17 protein-coding genes are annotated in these 18659 nt (G+C 70.3%); 11 read left to right on the top strand and 6 right to left on the bottom strand.

From position 1 onward, the window contains the following. Nucleotides 1-113: 113 nt before the first annotated feature. From F6X38_RS15860 to F6X38_RS15895, 8 genes are all read left to right on the top strand, one after another. A complete protein-coding gene (locus tag F6X38_RS15860; protein ID WP_343033238.1) occupies nt 114-482 on the top strand; it encodes a hypothetical protein in 369 nt (122 codons plus the stop codon). A gap of 104 nt (nt 483-586) precedes the next feature. Beyond that, entirely contained in the window at nt 587-1252 is a 666-nt protein-coding gene (locus tag F6X38_RS15865) for a response regulator (protein ID WP_150971279.1), read from the top strand. Then, nucleotides 1249-2610: a sensor histidine kinase gene (locus F6X38_RS15870; RefSeq protein ID WP_150971281.1), complete on the top strand. Its 1362-nt coding sequence runs from the start codon at nt 1249-1251 to the stop codon at nt 2608-2610. The genes F6X38_RS15865 and F6X38_RS15870 overlap by 4 nt, the downstream gene beginning before the upstream one ends. 354 nt (nt 2611-2964) lie before the next feature. Continuing rightward, nucleotides 2965-4107, top strand: a complete 1143-nt coding sequence (locus F6X38_RS15875) for an extracellular solute-binding protein (protein WP_150971283.1) — start codon at nt 2965-2967, stop codon at nt 4105-4107. Then, nucleotides 4104-4991: an ABC transporter permease gene (locus F6X38_RS15880; RefSeq protein ID WP_150971286.1), complete on the top strand. Its 888-nt coding sequence runs from the start codon at nt 4104-4106 to the stop codon at nt 4989-4991. Before F6X38_RS15875 ends, F6X38_RS15880 begins: the two co-directional genes overlap by 4 nt. A gap of 35 nt (nt 4992-5026) precedes the next feature. Further along, nucleotides 5027-5851, top strand: coding sequence for an ABC transporter permease (locus tag F6X38_RS15885; RefSeq protein ID WP_161992784.1), 825 nt, complete (start codon nt 5027-5029; stop codon nt 5849-5851). Nucleotides 5852-5888: 37 nt separating this feature from the next. Further along, complete coding sequence (locus F6X38_RS15890; protein ID WP_150971288.1) at nt 5889-6950, top strand: ABC transporter ATP-binding protein; 1062 nt, start codon at nt 5889-5891, stop codon at nt 6948-6950. Beyond that, nucleotides 6943-7773 (top strand): glycerophosphodiester phosphodiesterase, encoded by an 831-nt coding sequence (locus F6X38_RS15895; RefSeq protein WP_150971289.1) that lies wholly within the window; start codon nt 6943-6945, stop codon nt 7771-7773. Before F6X38_RS15890 ends, F6X38_RS15895 begins: the two co-directional genes overlap by 8 nt. Here the strand turns inward: F6X38_RS15895 and F6X38_RS15900 are convergent. Continuing rightward, entirely contained in the window at nt 7770-8597 is an 828-nt protein-coding gene (locus tag F6X38_RS15900; protein ID WP_150971291.1) for an inositol monophosphatase family protein, read from the bottom strand. The two genes, F6X38_RS15895 and F6X38_RS15900, sit on opposite strands and share 4 nt — an antisense overlap. Before the next feature lie 300 nt (nt 8598-8897). On the opposite strand from F6X38_RS15900, the gene F6X38_RS15905 reads away from it, so the two are divergent. From F6X38_RS15905 to F6X38_RS15915, 3 genes are all read left to right on the top strand, one after another. After that, a complete protein-coding gene (locus F6X38_RS15905; RefSeq protein ID WP_150971293.1) occupies nt 8898-10355 on the top strand; it encodes a DUF2252 domain-containing protein in 1458 nt (485 codons plus the stop codon). A 253-nt stretch (nt 10356-10608) separates the two neighbouring features. Beyond that, nucleotides 10609-11664 carry a catalase family peroxidase gene (locus F6X38_RS15910; RefSeq protein ID WP_150971295.1) on the top strand — a complete coding sequence of 352 codons (1056 nt, stop codon included), beginning with the start codon at nt 10609-10611 and terminating at the stop codon, nt 11662-11664. After that, nucleotides 11661-12221: a cytochrome b gene (locus F6X38_RS15915; protein ID WP_150971297.1), complete on the top strand. Its 561-nt coding sequence runs from the start codon at nt 11661-11663 to the stop codon at nt 12219-12221. The genes F6X38_RS15910 and F6X38_RS15915 overlap by 4 nt, the downstream gene beginning before the upstream one ends. A 100-nt stretch (nt 12222-12321) precedes the next feature. On the opposite strand, the gene F6X38_RS15920 is transcribed toward F6X38_RS15915, so the two are convergent. The 5 genes from F6X38_RS15920 to F6X38_RS15940 all read right to left on the bottom strand — a co-directional run bounded on the left by F6X38_RS15920 (nt 12322) and on the right by F6X38_RS15940 (nt 18587). Next, nucleotides 12322-14037: a hypothetical protein gene (locus F6X38_RS15920; protein WP_150971299.1), complete on the bottom strand. Its 1716-nt coding sequence runs from the start codon at nt 14035-14037 to the stop codon at nt 12322-12324. A gap of 171 nt (nt 14038-14208) precedes the next feature. Further along, nucleotides 14209-15051 (bottom strand): N-acyl homoserine lactonase family protein, encoded by an 843-nt coding sequence (locus tag F6X38_RS15925; RefSeq protein WP_150971300.1) that lies wholly within the window; start codon nt 15049-15051, stop codon nt 14209-14211. 10 nt (nt 15052-15061) lie between these two features. Then, nucleotides 15062-16057: an ABC transporter permease gene (locus tag F6X38_RS15930; protein ID WP_150971302.1), complete on the bottom strand. Its 996-nt coding sequence runs from the start codon at nt 16055-16057 to the stop codon at nt 15062-15064. After that, nucleotides 16054-17619 (bottom strand): sugar ABC transporter ATP-binding protein, encoded by a 1566-nt coding sequence (locus F6X38_RS15935; RefSeq protein ID WP_150971304.1) that lies wholly within the window; start codon nt 17617-17619, stop codon nt 16054-16056. Before F6X38_RS15935 ends, F6X38_RS15930 begins: the two co-directional genes overlap by 4 nt. Before the next feature lie 29 nt (nt 17620-17648). Then, a complete protein-coding gene (locus F6X38_RS15940; protein ID WP_150971306.1) occupies nt 17649-18587 on the bottom strand; it encodes a sugar ABC transporter substrate-binding protein in 939 nt (312 codons plus the stop codon). Nucleotides 18588-18659 lie beyond the last annotated feature (72 nt).

Below are 18659 nucleotides of genomic sequence, written 5' to 3' on the forward strand. Positions count from 1 at the left end.
GCAACCTTCCATCGGGACGCCCGCCGCGAAGCGGCGTCCCGCCTCGACGGAGCCCGACCGCCTTTCTTCGACCCGCCTCGGGCTTCCGTTGCCGGCGCGTCGAGCCAACAGGAGTGTTCCCCTTGAAACTCGCCATCCTGACCGCCGCCGCGCTCGGCATCCTCGGCGGTGTCGCCATCGCACAGGAGGACCCTGCGGCCCCACCCCCGCCGCCGGCCGCGGATGCCGGACCGGACGCGTCCGCCGCGCCGCCCCCGCCGCCGCCCGGCATGGGGCCGAAGGAGATGCGCCGCGGCCCCGGCGGCCCGCACGGCGACCGGTTCGCCCCGCCTCCGCCGCCGCCGCCGAGCAAGGCCGCGCATTTCCGCATCGACCTCGGCGAGAACCGCCGCCTCGACGTCAAGTGCGCCGACGACGAACCGATGAAGGCCTGCGCCGACATCGCCCAGGCGATGCTCGACCGCATCGCGCCGCGCCCGTAACGGGCGCCGATTCCGTGGGCGCCGGTTCGTCGGCCGGCGCCCTATCTTCGGAGACGCCCGGAGGGCTGCAGGCAAGCGCCATCGATCCGGCGGGAAGCGGAACCATGCGAATACTGCTCGTCGAGGACGACGCGGCGCTTGCCGAGGGCATCGCCAAGCGGCTGAGGACCGAGAACTTCGCGGTCGACGTCGCGGCGAACGGCGAGGACGGCGCCCATCTCGGCGAGACCGAACGCTACGATGCCGCGATCCTCGATCTCGGCCTGCCGAAGCGCGACGGCGTGTCGGTGCTGCGCGGCTGGCGCGCGGCCGGCCGGCAGCTTCCAGTGCTGATTCTCACCGCCCGCGACGGCTGGTCGGAAAAGGTCGAGGGCTTCAAGGCCGGGGCGGACGACTACCTCACCAAGCCGTTCCGGGTTGAGGAAGTGGTGATGCGGCTGCGCGCGCTCGTCCGCCGCGCCGCAGGGCATGCGAACAACCGCATCGTCTGCGGCCCCTTGTGCTTCGACGCGCAGCTCGGCAGCTTCGAGCTCGACGGCCTGCCGCTGAAGCTGACCGCCTTCGAATGGCGCGTCCTGTCGGTGCTGGCGCTCAGGCTCGAAAGCGTCGTGGACAGGGGCGAACTGATCGAGCGCGTCTACGAGTTCGACGCCGACGTCGACTCCAATTCGATCGAGGTCATCGTCGCGCGCCTGCGCCGCAAGATCGGCGCTTCGCTGATCGAAACCGTGCGGGGACGCGGCTATCGCCTGACGGCCGGCTCGGCGTGAGGCTCGTCCCGCTTTCGCTCGGCGGGCGCCTGCTGGCCGCCGCCGCGCTCTTCGTCCTGCTCGCCGTGGCGGTCGCCGGCATCGTCATCGCCGGCATCCTCGGGCACTTCGTCCGCCTGCAGCTCGACAGCCGCCTCGACGCGCAGATCGAGGTCGTCGCCGCCTCCCTGCGCCTCGATCCGGCAGGACGCCTGGTCACGTTGCCGCGTGCCGACGGCCCGCCGTTCGATCGCCCCGATCGCGGCTGGTACTGGCAGGCGTTCGCCGAGGGCGGCACCACCATCGCCTCGCCGTCGCTCCGGAGCGAACGCCTGCGGTTCCCCGCCGATCCGCCGGACCGCTTCCTCCTCGACTACCTTCGCCCGTGGCCGGCCGAGCTCGAAGGTCCGCGGCGCGAACCGCTGGTCGCACGGATCGCGAACCGGATCGTCGACGGCCGGCCGGTGCGGATCGTAGCGACCGCGCCGCGCGCCGCCTTCGTCGGCCCGCTACTCGATGCCCTCCTGCCGGTGATGGCCGCGATGGCGGCTCTCGGGGTCGTGCTGTTCGGCATGCTGGTGCTGCAGGTACGGCTGGGCCTCCGGCCGCTCGGCCGTCTGCGGGCCGACGTCGAAGCGATCCGTCGCGGCGAGGCGGCGAGGCTGGCGGAGCGACAGCCGGCCGAGGTCGCGCCGTTGGCCGCGGAGATCAACGCGCTTCTCGACAAGAACGAGGCGGGGCTCGAACGGGCCCGGCGGCACGTCGCGAACCTGGCGCACGGCCTGAAGACGCCGCTCGCGACCGTGTCGGTGCTTCTGCAGGAATCGGACCGCGACCCGAACGGCGAGATCGCCTCGCTGGTCGGGTCGATGGACCGGCTGATCCGGCATCACCTCGCGCGCGCCAGAACGGCCGCGCTTGGAGGGCCGGAGCGCCGGCGGCTCGACCTCGTCCCCCGCCTCGACGACCTCGCGCTGGTGGTCGGCCGGATCCATGCGGATCGGCGGATCGCCTTCGAGCGCCGGGGACCCCGGGAACTCTTCGTCGCCTGCGAGGCGGAAGACTGCGACGAACTGTTCGGCAACCTCCTCGACAACGCCTTCCGGCACGCGGCGTCCCGCGTCCGGATGGAACTGGCGGTTCGCGATGGCGAGGCGTGGATCGCCGTCGAGGACGACGGACCCGGACTGCCCGACGAACGGGTCGCGGAAGCGCTGCGTCCGGGACGGCGGCTCGACGAGGGCATGCCCGGCTTCGGCTTCGGCCTGCCGATCGCCGGCGAGATCGCCGAACTCTACGGGGGCGGCATCTCGCTCGGGCGGAGCGACATCGGCGGACTTGCCGTGAATGTCGCCTTGCCGATCGCGCCCGCGGCCTGACACCGGACCGCCCGCGCTCCCGCCATTCGACCGCCGATCCGTCATGGGCGAAGAAGCCGCCGCTCCGTTTCGGCGACGGTTCGTCGAGGATGCCGGGGAACAGACTTGCCGATGCGTCGGGGGCAAGGAGGTCTCGACGGCCGCGAAAGGCTTGTGCGTCCCGCTACGCGGTTGCTAGGCTCGGCTCGTCGTTCGGCTGCGACCTTCCGGATTTTCCGCGAGTTCCAGCCGATCGCAAGCCGGGATCATTCCTCGAAGCGGGTCGTGGAAGGTTCAAGTAGTCGTCGCGCCGCCGTCATGCTGTCGGCCTAGCGCAGGGGTTCCGGAACCTTCCGCACGCAAGGACGAGCTTTCATGAAACGACGGACCTTCCTCGCGAGCTGCGCCACCCTTGCCGGCACGCTTGCGCTCCCCGGCCGCGGTTTCGCCGCCGGCCCGACGAACCTCTATACCGACTCCGACAGCAACGTCCTCGACTTCTGGAACAACGTCGTCATCCCGGCCTTCGGGGAAGCGCAGCCGGACGCCGAGCTGCGCATGACGGACGCCGGCGACAGTGCGGGCCTGCGCGCCATCGCCGAGCGAGCCATGGCGGCGATGCGGACCAAGACCGATCCGCAGGCCGACCTGTTCGAGGCCTTCGACCCGAATCTTCCCGCCGGGGGAAGGGACGCGGGCCTGTGGGTCGACTTCACGAAGGCCGGCCTGTCGAACTACGCCAAGCTGAACCCCGCCGCGATCCAGTCGCCCTTCGGGCTGCCGTATCGCGGCTCGCAGGTGGTTCTCGCCTTCGACACCGCCAAGCTGCCGCAGAACGAGGCGCCGCGCACCTGGAACGACCTCGCGAGCTGGATCAAGGCCCATCCCGGCCAGTTCATCTACAACCGTCCCGACAAGGGCGGCTCCGGCCTCAACTTCGTGCGCCGCGCCATCTACCAGGCGAACGGCAGCGATCCTGCCGCCTTCACCGTCGACAACTATTCGACCGAGCGCGCCGCACGGACGCTGCCGGGCGCCTGGGACATCCTCAAGGATCTCGCCCCCTCGCTCTACGAGAAGGGCGCCTACACCTCCGGCAACACCCAGTCGATCCAGCTTCTCGCGCAAGGCGTCGTGACGATGGTGCCGACATGGTCGGATCAGGTGCTGCAGGCGATCGCGCAAGGCGTGCTGCCGGATACGACGGGCATCGTGCAGCTGCAGGACCTCGCGCTGCCGGGCGGGTTCTCCTACGTCACCGTCTTCGCGAACGGCGCCAATCGTGACGTCGCGCTGAAGCTCGCCGACTTCCTGCTCACCGAGAAGATGCAGTCGCAGATCATCTCCGAGATCGGCGGCTTCCCCGCCGTCGCCTGGGACAACGTCGATCCGGCGTTGCGCGAGAAGTACGAGGCGGTGATCCCGAAGAGCATTCCGACCTTCCCCACGGGAGACTGGGAAAAGGCGATCAACGACGCCTGGTATCGCGAGGTCGCCCCAGGCGTTCAGCGCGGATGACGCTCGAGGCGGTTCCGGTTCCGGCAGCCGAACGCCCGCACCGCCGCTCGGGCCTCGTCGGGCTGCTCCTCGTGGCGCTGCCGGTGCTCCTGATGGGCTGGCTGGTGCTCTACCCGATCGCCGACGCGGTCTGGCGGACGCTGGTCGTCAGCAACGCCGGCGGAACGCTCCACCTCAGCACCGACACCTACGAGACGTTCTTCTCGGACCCCTACAGCCGGCGCAACCTCTGGCTGACGCTGCGCGTCACGGCGACCTGCGCCGGTCTGCTCCTCGTCATCGGCCTGCCGATCGCGCTGTATCTCCGCTTCTCGCGCTCGCGCATCGCGGCGCTTGTGCAGGCGCTGGCGATCTTCCCGCTGTTCGTGCCGTCGGTGATCCTTGCCTATGCGCTCATCCGCACGATCGGACCGAACGGCACGGTGGACATCCTGCTCAACGCCGTCGGCCTGCCGAAGCTGCCGACGCCCTACCTGACGCCCTGGGGCCCGACGATCGGCCTCGTCTGGGACAACCTGCCGCTGACGGTGCTGATGCTTGCCGCCGGGCTCGGCGCGGTGTCCGACAGCGCCGTGGAAGCCGCCCGGGACGTCGGCGCCGGCCGCTGGGCGGTATTCCGCCATATCATCCTGCCGCGCATCCGCATCTCGATCCTGGTCGCGCTGTCCTTCTCGGTCCTCGGCATCTTCTCCGCCTTCACGCTGCCCTACGTGCTCGGGCCCGCCTCGCCGGAGATGATGGGGCCGTTCATGCAGCGGACCTTCGCCGATCTCAACGATCCGCGCATGGCGGTGACGCAGGCGGTCATCACCTTCGGCTTTTGTCTCGCCTTCGGCCTGTTCTACGTCCGCGCCATCGCCCGCAACCGCTCGGGGCCGTCGTGAGCGCCGCCGGACCGGGGACCGGCCTCGACAGCGCGGTGCCGCATGCGGCCCGCGTGGCGCGCCGGCTCGACTGGACGGGACTGCTGATCGCCGCGATCCTCGCCGTCGTCATCGTCCTGCCGCTTCTCGTCGTGGTGACCTGGGCCTTCACGGAAGTCTGGCGCTATCCGGCGGTCGTGCCGCAGCAGTTCGGCCTGCGCTTCTGGCGCGCGACGCTCGCGCGCTCCGACGTCTGGAACGCCCTGACCCTGTCCCTGACGCTCGCCACCACCGTCACGGCTCTATCGGCGCTGATCTGCCTGCCGGCGGCCTACGCCTTCGCCCGGCTCGACTTTCCCGGCCGCAACCTCCTGTTCCTGTCGTTTCTCGCCTCGCACGCCTTCCCGAAGTTCGGCCTCCTCGTCGCGGTCGCCGGCATCTTCCTCGGCCTCGGTCTGGTGTCGACCTTCTGGGGCGTCGTCCTGATCCAGCTCGTCGGCACGCTGATGCTGATGATCTGGATTCCCGTCGCCGCCTTCCAGGCGGTGGATCGGCGCATGGAGGAGGCGGCGCGCGACGCGGGCGCCGGGCCTTTGCGGGTCTTCTGGTCGATCAGCCTGCCGCAGGCGGCGCCCACGATCGCCGCGGCCGTGCTCCTCACCTTCGTCTCGACCTTCTACGAAACGGAAGGCGCCTGGCTGATCGGCGCGCCGCAGATCCGCACCATGCCGGTGCTGATGATCAGCTTCATCAACAACCAGATCGTCGTGCAATACGGCGCGGTCCTGTCCGTGATGCTCTGGGTGCCGTCCTTCCTCGCGCTGGTCTTCGCGCGCCGGGCGATCGGGTCGGGTGCCTTCGCGCGGGGTCTCGGCGCATGACGGCGGCGACGGCGCACCCGACCGAGCGGAGTTGCCGATGGCCCGGCTGACGATCGAGGCGCTGGCCAAGAGCTTCGGTACCGGCTGGGCGGTGCGGGATGTCTCGCTCGACGTCGCCGACGGCGAGCTGGTCTGCCTGCTCGGGCCATCCGGATCCGGCAAGTCGACGATCCTTCGGATGGTCGGCGGGTTCGAGCGGCCGAGCGCCGGCCGCATCCTGATCGACGGCCAGGACGTGACCGGCGTTCCGCCGGAGCGGCGCCCGACCGGCATGGTCTTCCAGAGCCATGCCCTGTGGACGCACATGTCGTTGTTCGAGAACGTCGCCTTCGGCCTCAAACTCAGGCGGCTGCCGAAGCCCGAAATCCGGCGGCGCGTCGACGTGGCGCTGGCGCTGGTCGGGCTCGCCGGCTTCGGCGGTCGCCGCGTCTGGCAGCTCAGCGGCGGCCAGCAGCAGCGCGTCGCCATCGCGAGGTCCCTCGTGCTCGAGCCGAAAATCCTGCTCCTCGACGAGCCCTTCGCCAGCCTCGACCAGCACCTGCGCGAGCGGCTGCGCGAGGAGGTCCGCGACATCCAGCAGCGCCTCGGCATCACGACGCTGTTCGTTACGCACGGGCAGGACGAGGCGCTGGCGCTCGCCGACCGCATCGTCGTCCTCGAAGGCGGCCGGGTCGAACAGGTGGACCGGCCGGACCGGATCTACCGGCAGCCGGCGACCCGCTTCGTCGCGGGCTTCATCGGGCAGATGAACTTCGTGCCGGCCGAGTTCCGGAACGGGCGGGCGGAGCGCCCCGACTTCCCGGTTTCGGCGGCGGTGCCGGACGGTCCGGCGAGCCTCGCGATCCGCCCGGAAGCCGTCACGCTCCGCCGCTCCGACGCGCCCGGGCACGCGCGCGTCCACCGCGCGGTGGATTTCGGCACCCATCTCGCGATCGATCTCGAGCTTGCAGACGGAACGCGGTTCAAGGCGACCGTGCCGCCCGGCGAGCGATGGGCGGCCGGCGAGGCGGCGCTGCCCGCGGTCGCCGGCTGCCTCGTGTTCCGGGGGGAGGGCGATGCGCCCGTGCCGGGCATCGTCGCGACACCCGTCCATGCGTGAGCTGCCCGTCGCGCTCGATCGGGGTGGCCGCCGTGTCCGGCTGAAGTGGCACCGGGCGCGCCGACGCCCGGGCGACACGCCGTTCGGGGCGGCGAACGTCGCGGCGGGCCTCGCCGGCGGCGCCGAGGTGGAGATCGATCTGCTCGCCCATGCGGGCGACGGCTTCGCGGTGCTCCACGACGAGCGGCTCGACGACGCCACGACCGGCAGCGGCCCGGTCGCGGATGCGGAGGCCGGCGCGCTTCGGGCATGCCGGCTTCGCGACGCGGACGGCCGCCCGACCGAGCTGCCGGTGCTCCTGTTCTCCGACCTCTGCCGCATCGTCGGAGAGGCCGGCGGCGCGGGACGGCTGCAGCTCGACCTGAAGAACGGCGCGGACGTGCTCTCCGACGCCCGCGTCGCCGCTTTCGCCGCGGCGGCCCGCCCGGCTGCTCGCCGGATGATCCTCAGCGGCGGCGATGCCGGCGCGGTGCGTCGGCTGGCAGGCGCGGTGCCCGGCCTCGCCATCGGCCATGATCCCTGCCATTTCGGCGCATCGGAGCGGCTGCGCGAAAGCCTCGATTTCGCGAGCTTCGCGGCGGGCGCGCTCGCCGAAGCGCCCGATGCCGCGCTCTTCTATCTCGCCAAGGAACTCGTGCTGCTGGCGGCCGACCACGGCTTCGACCTCGTGGCGCCGTTCCATGCCGCGGGCCGCGAAGTGGACGCCTATACCGTCGCCGCCGCCGACGGAGCAGCGGACATGATCGTGCCGCGTCTCCTCGAACTCCGCGTCGACCAGATCACCACCGACGACGCCGAAGGGCTGGCCGCAAGGTTCGGTTAGGCGCAGAAACCTTCGACTAGCCAGGGGTGCAGAGCAGGACCCGCGACGAGGACGTCGCCGTGCGAGCCGACAGGGCCGCCCCGGAAACCGGAGGTGACGCCGCCCGCTTCCCGAACGATCAGCGCCGCGGCGGCATAGTCGTGCGGCGAAAGCCCGTCCTCGAAGAAGCCGTCCAGCCTGCCGCAGGCGACATAGGCGATCGACAGCGCCGCGGAACCCAGCCGGCGGACGCCGGCGGTCTCGTCCATCAGCCGCCTGAGTGCCCGGTGATAGGTTTCCTCGGACACGGAGCGGACCTGGCCGGGGATCGGCAGGCCCGCGCCGATCAGCGTGTCCGCGACGGCATCCGTCGTCGCCACCCCGATCGGCCGGCCGTTCAGGGTGGCGCCCTTGCCGCGCTCGGCCGCGAAAAGCTCGCCCCGGCTCGGATCCAGGACGATGCCGGCGAGGATCTCGTCCGCGTCGAACAGCGCGATCGTCAAGCCGAAATGCGGGATGCCGAAGGCGTAGTTCGTGGTGCCGTCGATCGGGTCGATCAGGAACCGCAGGCCTCCCGGTCCGCCTGCGCGGTCCGCCGCGCCTTCCTCGCCGGAGATCGCGACGTCCGGGAACGCGGCCGCCAGCCCCCGCGCCACCGCTGCCTCGACCGCGACATCGGCATCGGTGACGTAGTCGCGCGGCGCCTTGGCCCGCCGCTCGCCGGCATCGCGCCGCTTCAACCCGCGCATTGCGATCGAACCCGCTTCCAGGGCGATGCGCGCCATCTCCCGGAGACGCGGGGAAGCGTCCGCGGAAACCGCATCGGCGCGTTCGGCGTCCACCATCGCGTTCCCCTTCGCATCCTTGCGCCGATGGCGGCCCGGGCTTGCCGGCTGCTCCGTCGCGAAGCCTCGACCATCGCCGTGCTACCGCTTCCTCGCTCCGCCGTCGATCGCGAAGGGGTAATCCGCCGATCGGCTTCTGCTCTCGATTCCGTCGCTGCGCTATGCCGAGGAGTCCTATGCCGTGTCCATGTCGAGCGGATGAGGCGAAATACCTCGGCCTGCGCTGTCCCCTTTTAACCCTTCCGGGCGTACGGTCCCGACCGGGCGGCCGGCCCGGGCCGGCCACCGTAGGGAACGGCATTGAACGACCTCAGCGACGAATTCGAAGCGGCCGAGGCGCTTGTTCTCGCCCCGCTGGCCGACTTTCCGCATATCGACCTGCGTACGCCCGGCGAGCCCTGGGACAAGCGCCGCGCCGCCGGCAAGCTCCTGCGCAAGGCGGTGCCGCATGCGGCGCACGCGCCCGCCGAGCCGGCGAAAAGGCGGCCGGACCCGGTCCGGCTGATCCAGCGGGCTCACAAGGGGCGGCAGGAAGCGCTGATCCCGCTGCGCGTCGCCCGGATGGCGAGCTCGCCCTTCGCCTTCCTGCGCGGCGCCGCGCACGTCATGGCGTGGGACCTGGCGCAAATGCCGACGACCGGCATCAACGTCGTCCTCGACGGCGACGCCCATATCGCGAACTTCGGGCTGTTCGGCACGCCGCAGGGTGATGTCGTGCTCGACCTCAACGACTTCGACGAGGTGACGATCGGCCCGTGGGAATGGGACCTGAAACGCCTCGTCGCCAGCATCGTCGTCGCGGCGCGGGCGTCGAAATCGCACAGGGGCGAGCGCCGCAGGGCGGTCGAGGCGGCGGTCGCCGGCTACCGGCGCACCATGACGGAACTCGCGCCTTGCGGCTCGCTCGAGGTCTGGGGGCGAACGACGCTCGCGACCGATCCGAACTTCGCCGGCGTCTCGATGGATGCCGCCTCGCAGGCGATCGTCGCCAAGGCCGTCGAGAAGGCGCGCCGTCGCAACAACCGCAGCCTGCTCGATCAGGTGGTCGAGCGGCAGGTGCACGGCGGCTGGCGGTTCCGGGACGACGCGCCGATCCTGACGCGGGTCGACCAGGCGACGCGCCTGGCGGTCACGGGCGGGCTGGAGCGCTACGCGGACACGTTGCCGCGCGAGCGCCGCTTCATGCTGAACCGCTACCACGTCGTCGACGTCGCGCACCGCGTCGTCGGCGTCGGCAGCGTCGGGACGCGCGCCTATCTGGCGCTGCTCTGCGGCAACTCGGACCAGGACGTGCTGTTCCTGCAGGTGAAGGAGGCCGTGACGCCGGCGCTGGCGCCCTACCTGCCCGGCATGCCCGAGCCCTACGACGAGCACGAGGGCGAGCGCGTCATCTACGGGCAGCGCCTCCTGCAGGCGGTGGGCGATCCGCTGCTCGGCTGGACGACGATCGACGAGCGGCCGTTCTACGTCCGGCAGATGAAGAACATGAAGGGCGACATCCCGGCGAGCTGCATGAGCGGCCAGCCGCTGCAGTTCTTCTCGTTCGCCTACGGCGCGCTTCTGGCGCGCGCCCATGCTCGGACCGGCGACGCCGCCGCGATCTCCGGCTATTGCGGCGGCAACCACAACACGACGCTCGGCGAGGCTCTGACGGCTTGGGCCGAACACTACGCCGACCAAAACGAGAGCGACCATGCGCGCTTCGTCGAGGCGATCGCCGATGGCCGGTTGGAGGCGGCCGCCGATCCCTGCCTCTGAATTCCAGCCGATGGGTCCCCTTGCGCTGCATACCGCCACGGCACCAGCGTGACGCTGGGGAACAATTTTCCGTCTATCCCTGTGACCTTTGCGGCGAAGGCGACGAACTAGACGCCACAGGTGCCGGCAAGGCAGGCGAGCGGGGAGGAGGCTGACTCCTCACTGGACGCCGCCAAAGCCGATGCCAGAATGTCGCCCGAGCGTATCCGGAACCCCGAGCAGTCGGCGCGCCGGCAGGAACGAGGAAGCGTCCATGTCCCGTCCGTCTTCAAGGCGTTCCGCCGTCGGGTCGCTCGTCGTCATTGCGGCCGTGGTCGGTGGTGGTGCCGCGGCCTTCGCCTATACGGCGGGCTGGTTGTCGCCGGAGCGGCTGACCCCGGCGAGGCTCGTCGATACGCTGGCGCCGCCCGGCGGGCCGGCGCTCGGTCATCGCCGCAACCATGCCAAGGGCATCTGCTTCACCGGTACGTTCGAGGCGAACGGCGCCGGCGCGGCGCTCTCGAAGGCGCAGGTCCTGGCAAGCGGCCGCTATCCGGTGGTCGGACGGTTCAACTTTGCCGGGCCGGATCCGACGGCTGCCGACGCGAGCGCGCGGGTGCGTGGGCTCAGCTACAGGATCCGGACGCCGGACGGTCAGGAATGGCGCGCCGCCATGATCGACCCGCCGTTCTTCCCGGTGGCCAGCCCGCAGGCCTTCTACGAACTGCAGCAGGCTTCGGCGAAGAAGGACGATCCGGACGCGATGAAGGATTTCGCGGCCGCCCACCCGGAGATCGCCGCCTTCGGAGCCTGGGCGAAATCGGCGCCCTTCCTGCAAAGCTACGCCGAGGAGCGTTTCAACAGCCTCGACAGCTTCGTCTTCACCGACGCGTCGGGCGCCGACCACGTCGTCCGCTGGTCGCTGTTGCCAGCCGCGCCGCCGACCGCCCTGTCCGCCGACGAGATGCAGGCGAAGGGGCCCAACTTCCTGGAAGAGGAGATCGGAGCCCGCGTCGCCGCCGGCGCGCAGCGCTGGACGCTGGCGATCACCGTCGCCGACGCCGGCGATCCGACCGCCGATCCCAGCCAGGCGTGGCCGGACGAGCGCCGCACCGTGGATGCGGGCACGCTCGTGGTGGATCGGATCGTGCCGGAGCCGGACGGGCCCTGCCGCGACATCAACTTCGACCCGACCGTGCTGCCGGCCGGCATGCGCACCTCGGACGATCCGTTCCCGGCGGCGCGCTCGGCCGCCTATTCGGTGTCGTTCAACCGCCGCGCGGCCGAGGCCGACCATTATCCGCGCGAGCCCGAGGAGGCTTCGAAATGAGCGTGGCCGGTGACGTTTCCCACGGCCGCTTCACGCCGGCGCAGCGTGCCCTGCACTGGCTGATGGCGGTGGCGATCCTCGCGATGCTCTTCATCGGCGTCGGCATGGTCTCGACGGTGACGGCCAGGTACCTGACGCTGGTCTCGATCCACAAGCCGCTCGGGATCGCGATCCTGGTGCTGGCGGTGCTGCGCCTGGCGCTCCGGGTCAAGGACGGCGCGCCGGCCCTGCCGCGCGACCTGCCGGAGCCGATGAAGCTCGCGGCCAGGCTCAGTCACGTGCTGCTCTACGCCCTGATGATCGCGATGCCGCTGCTCGGCTGGGGCATGCTGTCGGCGGCGGCCTATCCGGTGGAGCTCTTCGGCGGCTACCATCTGCCGGCGATCCTGCCGCAGAGCGACGCATTGCACACCCTGCTCTGGAACGCTCACCGGGCGCTCGCCTTCGTCTTCTTCGCAGTGATCCTCGCCCATATCGCCGCGGCGCTGTTCCACGCGCTCGTCCGCCGCGACGACGTGTTCGACGCGATGGCGCCGAGACTCGGTCGATCGGACTAGGAACGGGGCAACTCCTCCGAAAGGTGGAGATCGTCGTTTCGGCCTCGGCGCAGTCCCGCGACGCGGCGAGTTCCAAGCGCCGTTCCGGATGGCCTCTCGCCTACGACGCGTCGTCGGGATCGAGGTCGGCGGCGAGTTGCAGCAGGCGTTTGGCGTCCATCGAACCCACGATCGCGAAGGCGAGATCGCCTTCTTCCCAGTAGGCCACGCTGTCGGCCTGGCGCCGATCCAGGCTCGGTTTCGTGCCGCCGGGCGTGTCCGCCTTCATCCCGAAGACCGAGAACCGCTCGCCCTTCGTCGTTTCGGCGGAAACCTGAACGCTCGGGCCGGCGTCGGAGGGATACACCTGCACGTCCAGCACTTTCCAATCCGCCGGCAGCCCCGGCATCGCGACGCCGGTCGCCTTCTCCAGTTCCGCGCGGTCGTAGTCCGTCACCTCGGGCTGGGAGATCATGTCCGCCCGGATCAGCGTGGCGCGGTGCGACATCACCGCGTCGTCGATGAAATCGGACGCGTTGGCGGGAGTGGCCAGCGGGCCGGCGATGTCGTGCGCGAGCCAGCCCGTGCCGAGCGCAAGCACGATCGCGGCCACCCGCTGCATGCGTCGCCATGCCGGAACGGCGCGGGACGGCGCCGCCCGGTGCCGACGCGCGTCGTCGAGATGTTCGGCGATCGCGGTGGCGGCCCGCTCGGATGCCGGCAGACCACTCCGCTCGAAGGTCGTGTCGAAACCCCGCTGTTGAACCTCGACGAACTCCGGATGGGTCGCACGAGCCTCGTCGACCGCGGCGACGAGCGCCAGCGTCGAGCGAACCACCGGGCCGAACCGCCAATGGGCGTAGTTCTCGTCGGCTTCCCACGCGACCGCGTGCGGGTCGAGGAATAGGCATGGCCTCGGGGTGCGCAGGAACTCGTAGATCTGGCTCGAGACGTCGCCGACATAGACGTCGGCGAGCATCGTGTACGTCATGTCGATGGAGCGGTCGCTGCCGGGATCGAGATGGATGTGCGGGTTCCGGGCGAATTCCTCGGTCATCGCGGCCCACTGCCGGCGTTTCCGCCGGCCGTCCAGCATCCGCACGTGCGGGGCGACGACGAGGTCGTAACGGTCCTGCTCGGCAAAGGCCCGTAGAAGCGGCAAACCGAACTCCTGCCAGGAGCCGAGCCGGGTGAAGTGCGGGTTGTAGAGCACGATCGGCCTGGTCCCGTCGAACGGCGACCAGTCGGGATCGCGGACGGCGTCGGCGGCCTCGAACTTCGGATAGCCGACGATGGCGCAGTTCTCGGGGCGGATCAGCCCGTGGCGCAGCAGCCGCTCGTGGTGTTTCCGGCCGGCCATCAACGCTATGTCGAACCGGGCGATGCGCGGATCGAAGCCGGCGGCACGGTCGCCGGCGCCATGATCGAGATGGATGTAGCGGGGGCTGGGTGCGCCGATGCGCTTCAGAACGAGCGAGGTCCGCTCCGGCACGGCGATGGCATCGAACCGATCGAGATGCCGGGCGAGAAGGCCGAGGCTCAGCACCTTCGGCGGAACCGCCGCTCCGGTCATCTGCCGGATCGCATAGGCGAGCATCGGCGCGGCGACGGAGAAGACGATCGGCGCGCCGCCCAACCGCTCGACGGCGCGCTTCGCGTACTCGATGTGCTCGGGACTGGGCGAAAGGACGTGAACCTCGAAACCGGAGCGGCGGGCGAGCGCCGCGGCGGTCGCGATCCCGTGCAGGAGCTGGTGCCGCTGAGCGTTGAAGAAGAAACAGACCCGCATCGGCCGCGATTGATCGTCGGCCGGCGTCCGCGGTGCGTTCTCGTCCATGCTCGTCACCCCAGCGCCGCTCGCCTGAAGGCGGTTGATCCTTCGCAAGCGAGCCGATGAACTCCGATGCGGAGCGAATACGCCGCGGCGCGCGGCTTGGCCACCCTGGCCGCTTTCGTGGCCGGCTCGACCGTCACTGTCGGAGGACGCCGCGGTTCGACGCGGCGAATGTCAGACCCGCATGATGCGGAAGCCGTCGACCGTCGCGTGCAGGGTGAAATGCCGCCAGTGCTCGGTGTCGTGCAGGATGATCAGTCGGGTGAGGTCGCCCGCGATCGCGTCGTTGATGCGGTCGATGGTCTTCAGTTGATCCCAGACGCTGCCGATCGCGTTGTTGAGCGGCGCGTAGACGCCGTCGTGGTTGTGGCCGAGGATGTTCGTCGAGGAATAGACGCAGTCGCCGGAAACGACCGTCGGGCCGCGCGCCGTCTCGATCACCACGAACTGCTGCCCGATCGTATGCCCCTCGCCGAGCCGGAGGTGGATGCCCGGCAGGACGTCGTTCCGGTCGCCGTCGACCAGCGTCAGGCGGTGCTCGACCGAGGCGTCGAAGGCAGCGCGCAGGTCGTCGGGATTGATGATGGCGGTGAGGTAGCCGAAGCGCGCCGGCAGCGCCATCGCCTCGTGCCAGGACAGGAGCTCGCGCTTCTGGATGAACAGCTTCGCCCGGCGAAACTCGCCGATCGAGCCCATGTGGTCGAAGTGGGCGTGGCTGAGGAGGATGTGCGTCACGTCGTCCGGCGCGACGCCGAGCTCGGCCAGCATGCGGAGCGGCGAAATCCATTCGGGGATGCCGAACCGCTCGCTCATGCCGGCGCCGCTGCCCTCGTTCATGAAGCCGGTGTCGACCAGCACCACGTCGTCGCCGCGCCGGGCGAGCACGAAGGAGAAGGGCACGTCGACGACGCCCTTGCCGTAGGCCCCGTTGACGAGATCGACCACCGGCTGGTCGCGCGAGCGCGCATATTCGATGACGAAGACGTCCCAGGCGGGGGAGGGGGTGGGATCGGCCATTCGAGTGTCCTTAGCGTTCGGCGATCACGCGGCCGAGGCTCGACAGCCCGACCGCCAGGATCAGGATCGCGCCCTGGAGGATGTACTGCGAGAAGGTCGGGGCGCCGAAGATGTTGAGACCATTGAAGCAGACGGCGATGATCAGCGCACCGACGAAGGTGCCGAACACGTGGAACTCGCCGTCGCGCAGGGTCGCCGATCCGAGGAACACCGCGGCGAAAGCGGTGAGGAGGTAGCCGTCCGCCGCGCTCGGCGTGCCGCTGCCGAGCCGGGAGGCGAGGAGGACGCCGGTCAGCGCCGCGCAGACGCCCGAGACGACGAAACCAAGCGTCTTCACGCGGTCGACGTCGATGCCGGAGAGGAAGGCGGCGGTGGGATTGCCGCCGACGGCCTGGATCTCCTGGCCGACGCGCGAGCGCTCCACGACGAGCCAGAGGAAGCCGAGCACCAGCGCCATGATGACGATGTTGTTCGGCACCCCCCAGAGCCAGCGGCCGAGCGAGACCTGCAGGAAGGCTTCCGGCACGCCGGACACGATCGGCATGCCGGCGGAATAGGCGAAGGCGAGGCCGGTCAGGATCGTGCCGACGCCGAGCGTCGCGATCACCGAGTTCACCTTCATCTTGGTGACGATGAAGCCGTTGACGAGGCCGATCAGCGCACCGAGCAGGCAGACGGCGAGGATCGCCAGCGGCACCGGCAGGCCGAACCGCACCACGAGGCCGACGACGAGGATGCCGTGCAGGCTCGCGGCGAAACCGATCGACAGGTCGAGCTCGCCGACGATCACCGCGACGGTCAGCCCGCCCGCGATGATCATGGAGAGCGAGGCCTGGTTCAGGACGTTGGTGAAATTGTTCAGCGTCGGAAACGCGCGGGGCGACAGGAACGAGAAGGCCAGCACCATCGCGAGAAGGCCGATGATCGTGCCGTAGCGCGCCAGAAAGGCGAGGATCGCCTTGTTGCGATCCATGCCGGAGATCGGACGCAGCGTCGCGTCGCTCATGCCGCTTCTCCTCGGGCCTCGGGCGCCGCCTCGCCGGTTCGGTAGCTCGCCGCGATGATGGCGGCGCGCGAGATCGCCTCGCCTTCGAGTTCGGCGATGATCGTCCCCTCGTTCATCACCAGGACGCGGTCGCAGAGTTCCGGCAGTTCGTCCGGCTCCGACGAGATCACCAGCACCGCCAGCCCTTCGGCGGCGAGGCCGCGGACGAGGCGATGGATCTCGCCGCGCGCGCCGATGTCGACGCCGCGCGTCGGCTCGTCGAGGATGAGGACGTCGCGGCGCTTCTGCAGCCAGCGGCCGATCAGCACCTTCTGCTGGTTGCCGCCGCTGAGGCGCCCGACCGGCTGGTTCGGCCCTTGCATCTTCACGGACAGCCGCTCGGCGGTATCCGCGGCGCGCCGGCGTTGCCGCTTGAGGTCGACGAGCGGCAGCGCGGGGCCGCGCACCAGTCCGGCGAGGTCGCCGAGGCCGAGGTTGAAGGCGACCGATTTGCCGAGCACCAGTCCCTCGGCTCGGCGCTCCTCCGGCACGAAGCCGATTCCGGCCCGGACGGCGTCCGCGGGCGAGCGCGGCGCGAACGGGCGGCCGCCGAGCAGCATCCGGCCGGCGCGGGCACGGTCCGCGCCGAAGACGAGACGCGCCAGTTCGCTGCGCCCGGCGCCGACGAGGCCGCCGAGACCCAGCACCTCGCCGCGGTGGAGAGCGAAGCTCGCGGACCGGACGCGCGGCAGGCGCTCCAGCCCCGCCGCCGACAGGACGACTTCCCCGCGCTTCGCGCGCGTCGGCGGCCGCGCGACCTCCGTCACGGCGTGGCCGACGATCGCCTCGATCAGCGCTGGTTTCGTCAGAGCCCGGCCTTCGAGGACCGCGACGCTCCGGCCGTCCCGGAACGTCGTCACGCGGCGGCAGAGGCTCATGATCTCGTCGAGGCGATGCGACACGTAGAGAACGGCGACGCCGGAAGCGGCGAGGCTCCGGACGATGCCGAAGAGTTTCTCGGCCTCCGCCGCGGACAAGGATGCCGTCGGCTCGTCCATCACGATCAGCCGGGCGTCGCGCACCAGCGCCCGGCAGATCGAGACGAGCCACTGGTCGGCGGTGGAAAGGCGCCGCACGTCCGAGCGCAGCGGCACCGTCAGGCCGACGCGGTGCGCGAGCGGCGCGACGGTCCGCTCCACCGCGCGCCAGTCGACGATGCCGAAGCGCGCCGGCTTCGGCGCGCCGAGCATGACGTTCTCCATGACCGTCATGTCGGGAACGAGGGCGAGTTCCTGATGGATGAAGCCGAGGCCGAGCTTGGCCGCCCGGTTCGGATGGTCGAGCCTGACGGGCTCGCCGTCGATGCGCACCTCGCCGGCGTCGGGGCGCACGAGGCCGGCCAGCACCTTGATGAGGGTGGACTTGCCGGCGCCGTTCGCGCCGACGAGGCCGTGCACCTCGCCCGCCTCGATCGTCAGCGAGGCGTCGACGAGGGCGCGGGCGCCGCCGAAGGACTTGGCGATGCCTCCGGCTTCGAGAAGGCGGCGCGGCGCGCCGGCCGGACCATCGGTCACGACCGGCATTCTGCGCTCCTGCACCTCACCGGACATGGCTACTGGACGGCTTCCGGATGGTCTTTGAGGAACTGCTCGACATTGTCATGCGTCACGAGCACGGCGGGAACCTCCGCCGCCTTCGGCTGCCAGTTGCCGCCGGCGTCGGCGACGTCCTTCAGCATCTTCACCATGTTGTAGCCTTCGGTGAAGCTGTCCTGCCAGGCGGTCGCATCCATGTGGCCGTTCCTGATGTTCTCCAGCGCCTGCGCGTTGCCGTTCACGCCGTAGACCTTGACGTCGTCCCGCCCTTGCGAGCGGAGCGAGCCGATCGCGCCGATCGCCGGGTCGTCCCAGCAGCCCCATATCGCCAGGCTGCCGTCGCCGACCGGGTGCGAGGCGAGCCAGGCGTTGGCGTACTGGCCGCCGTCCTCGAAGTAGCCGGGAATCCGCACCTCGTTCTTCGTCACCGTGATCTCTGGATGCTTGGCGACGATCTCGTCCAGCGCCACCTCGCGGTTGCGGCAGACCTCGCCCGTTCGGTAGGTGAGGGCGAGCAGGCTGCCCTTGCCGCCCATGTCGGCGATCATCTTCTCGATCACCGGAACCGCCATCGGGCCGCCCGAGCCGTTGGTGGCCGCGACCGAGCTGCCGAGCCCGCCGCCCCAGGTGACGACGGGGATGTCCTTCGCCTTGGCGGCTTCGAGCCCCGCGCCGATCGACGAGAACGGAAACACCATGTCGACGATGGCGTGCGCATCGCGCTGGGCGAAGTTCTGGATGGCGGCATTGGCCTGATCGGCGCTGCCGGCCGCATCGATGACGGAGACCTGCCAGCCGAGTTCCGCCGCGGCCTTCTCCGCGCCCTTGATGTATCGGGCGTTGTTGGCCTCGTTGGCCGAGATCGACACGATGCCGACGAGCGGTTTCTCCTGCGCCTGAACCGCGCCGGCGGCAAGCAGCGCCGTGCCGAGAGCGCAACCGAGCAGCCTATTCATCCCGAACCCTCCCGAAACCCGCTCGCTTCCTCCAGCGAACACGGCTAACCGTTTCGCCAACATCGAACGGAA

Origin of the sequence: Plantimonas leprariae (assembly GCF_008802405.1) — a bacterium.
GTDB lineage: Bacteria > Pseudomonadota > Alphaproteobacteria > Rhizobiales > Rhizobiaceae > Plantimonas > Plantimonas leprariae.

Bases quoted from the DNA above. Each gene is read 5' to 3' on its own strand.
- F6X38_RS15880 (WP_150971286.1), top strand. From the start codon at position 4,104: ATGACGCTCGAGGCGGTTCCGGTTCCGGCAGCCGAACGCCCGCACCGC.
- F6X38_RS15890 (WP_150971288.1), top strand. From the start codon at position 5,889: ATGGCCCGGCTGACGATCGAGGCGCTGGCCAAGAGCTTCGGTACCGGC.
- F6X38_RS15940 (WP_150971306.1), bottom strand. From the start codon at position 18,587: ATGAATAGGCTGCTCGGTTGCGCTCTCGGCACGGCGCTGCTTGCCGCC.
- F6X38_RS15875 (WP_150971283.1), top strand. From the start codon at position 2,965: ATGAAACGACGGACCTTCCTCGCGAGCTGCGCCACCCTTGCCGGCACG.
- F6X38_RS15935 (WP_150971304.1), bottom strand. From the start codon at position 17,619: ATGCCGGTCGTGACCGATGGTCCGGCCGGCGCGCCGCGCCGCCTTCTC.
- F6X38_RS15920 (WP_150971299.1), bottom strand. From the start codon at position 14,037: ATGGACGAGAACGCACCGCGGACGCCGGCCGACGATCAATCGCGGCCG.
- F6X38_RS15930 (WP_150971302.1), bottom strand. From the start codon at position 16,057: ATGAGCGACGCGACGCTGCGTCCGATCTCCGGCATGGATCGCAACAAG.
- F6X38_RS15900 (WP_150971291.1), bottom strand. From the start codon at position 8,597: ATGGTGGACGCCGAACGCGCCGATGCGGTTTCCGCGGACGCTTCCCCG.
- F6X38_RS15865 (WP_150971279.1), top strand. From the start codon at position 587: ATGCGAATACTGCTCGTCGAGGACGACGCGGCGCTTGCCGAGGGCATC.
- F6X38_RS15925 (WP_150971300.1), bottom strand. From the start codon at position 15,051: ATGGCCGATCCCACCCCCTCCCCCGCCTGGGACGTCTTCGTCATCGAA.
- F6X38_RS15895 (WP_150971289.1), top strand. From the start codon at position 6,943: ATGCGTGAGCTGCCCGTCGCGCTCGATCGGGGTGGCCGCCGTGTCCGG.
- F6X38_RS15910 (WP_150971295.1), top strand. From the start codon at position 10,609: ATGTCCCGTCCGTCTTCAAGGCGTTCCGCCGTCGGGTCGCTCGTCGTC.
- F6X38_RS15915 (WP_150971297.1), top strand. From the start codon at position 11,661: ATGAGCGTGGCCGGTGACGTTTCCCACGGCCGCTTCACGCCGGCGCAG.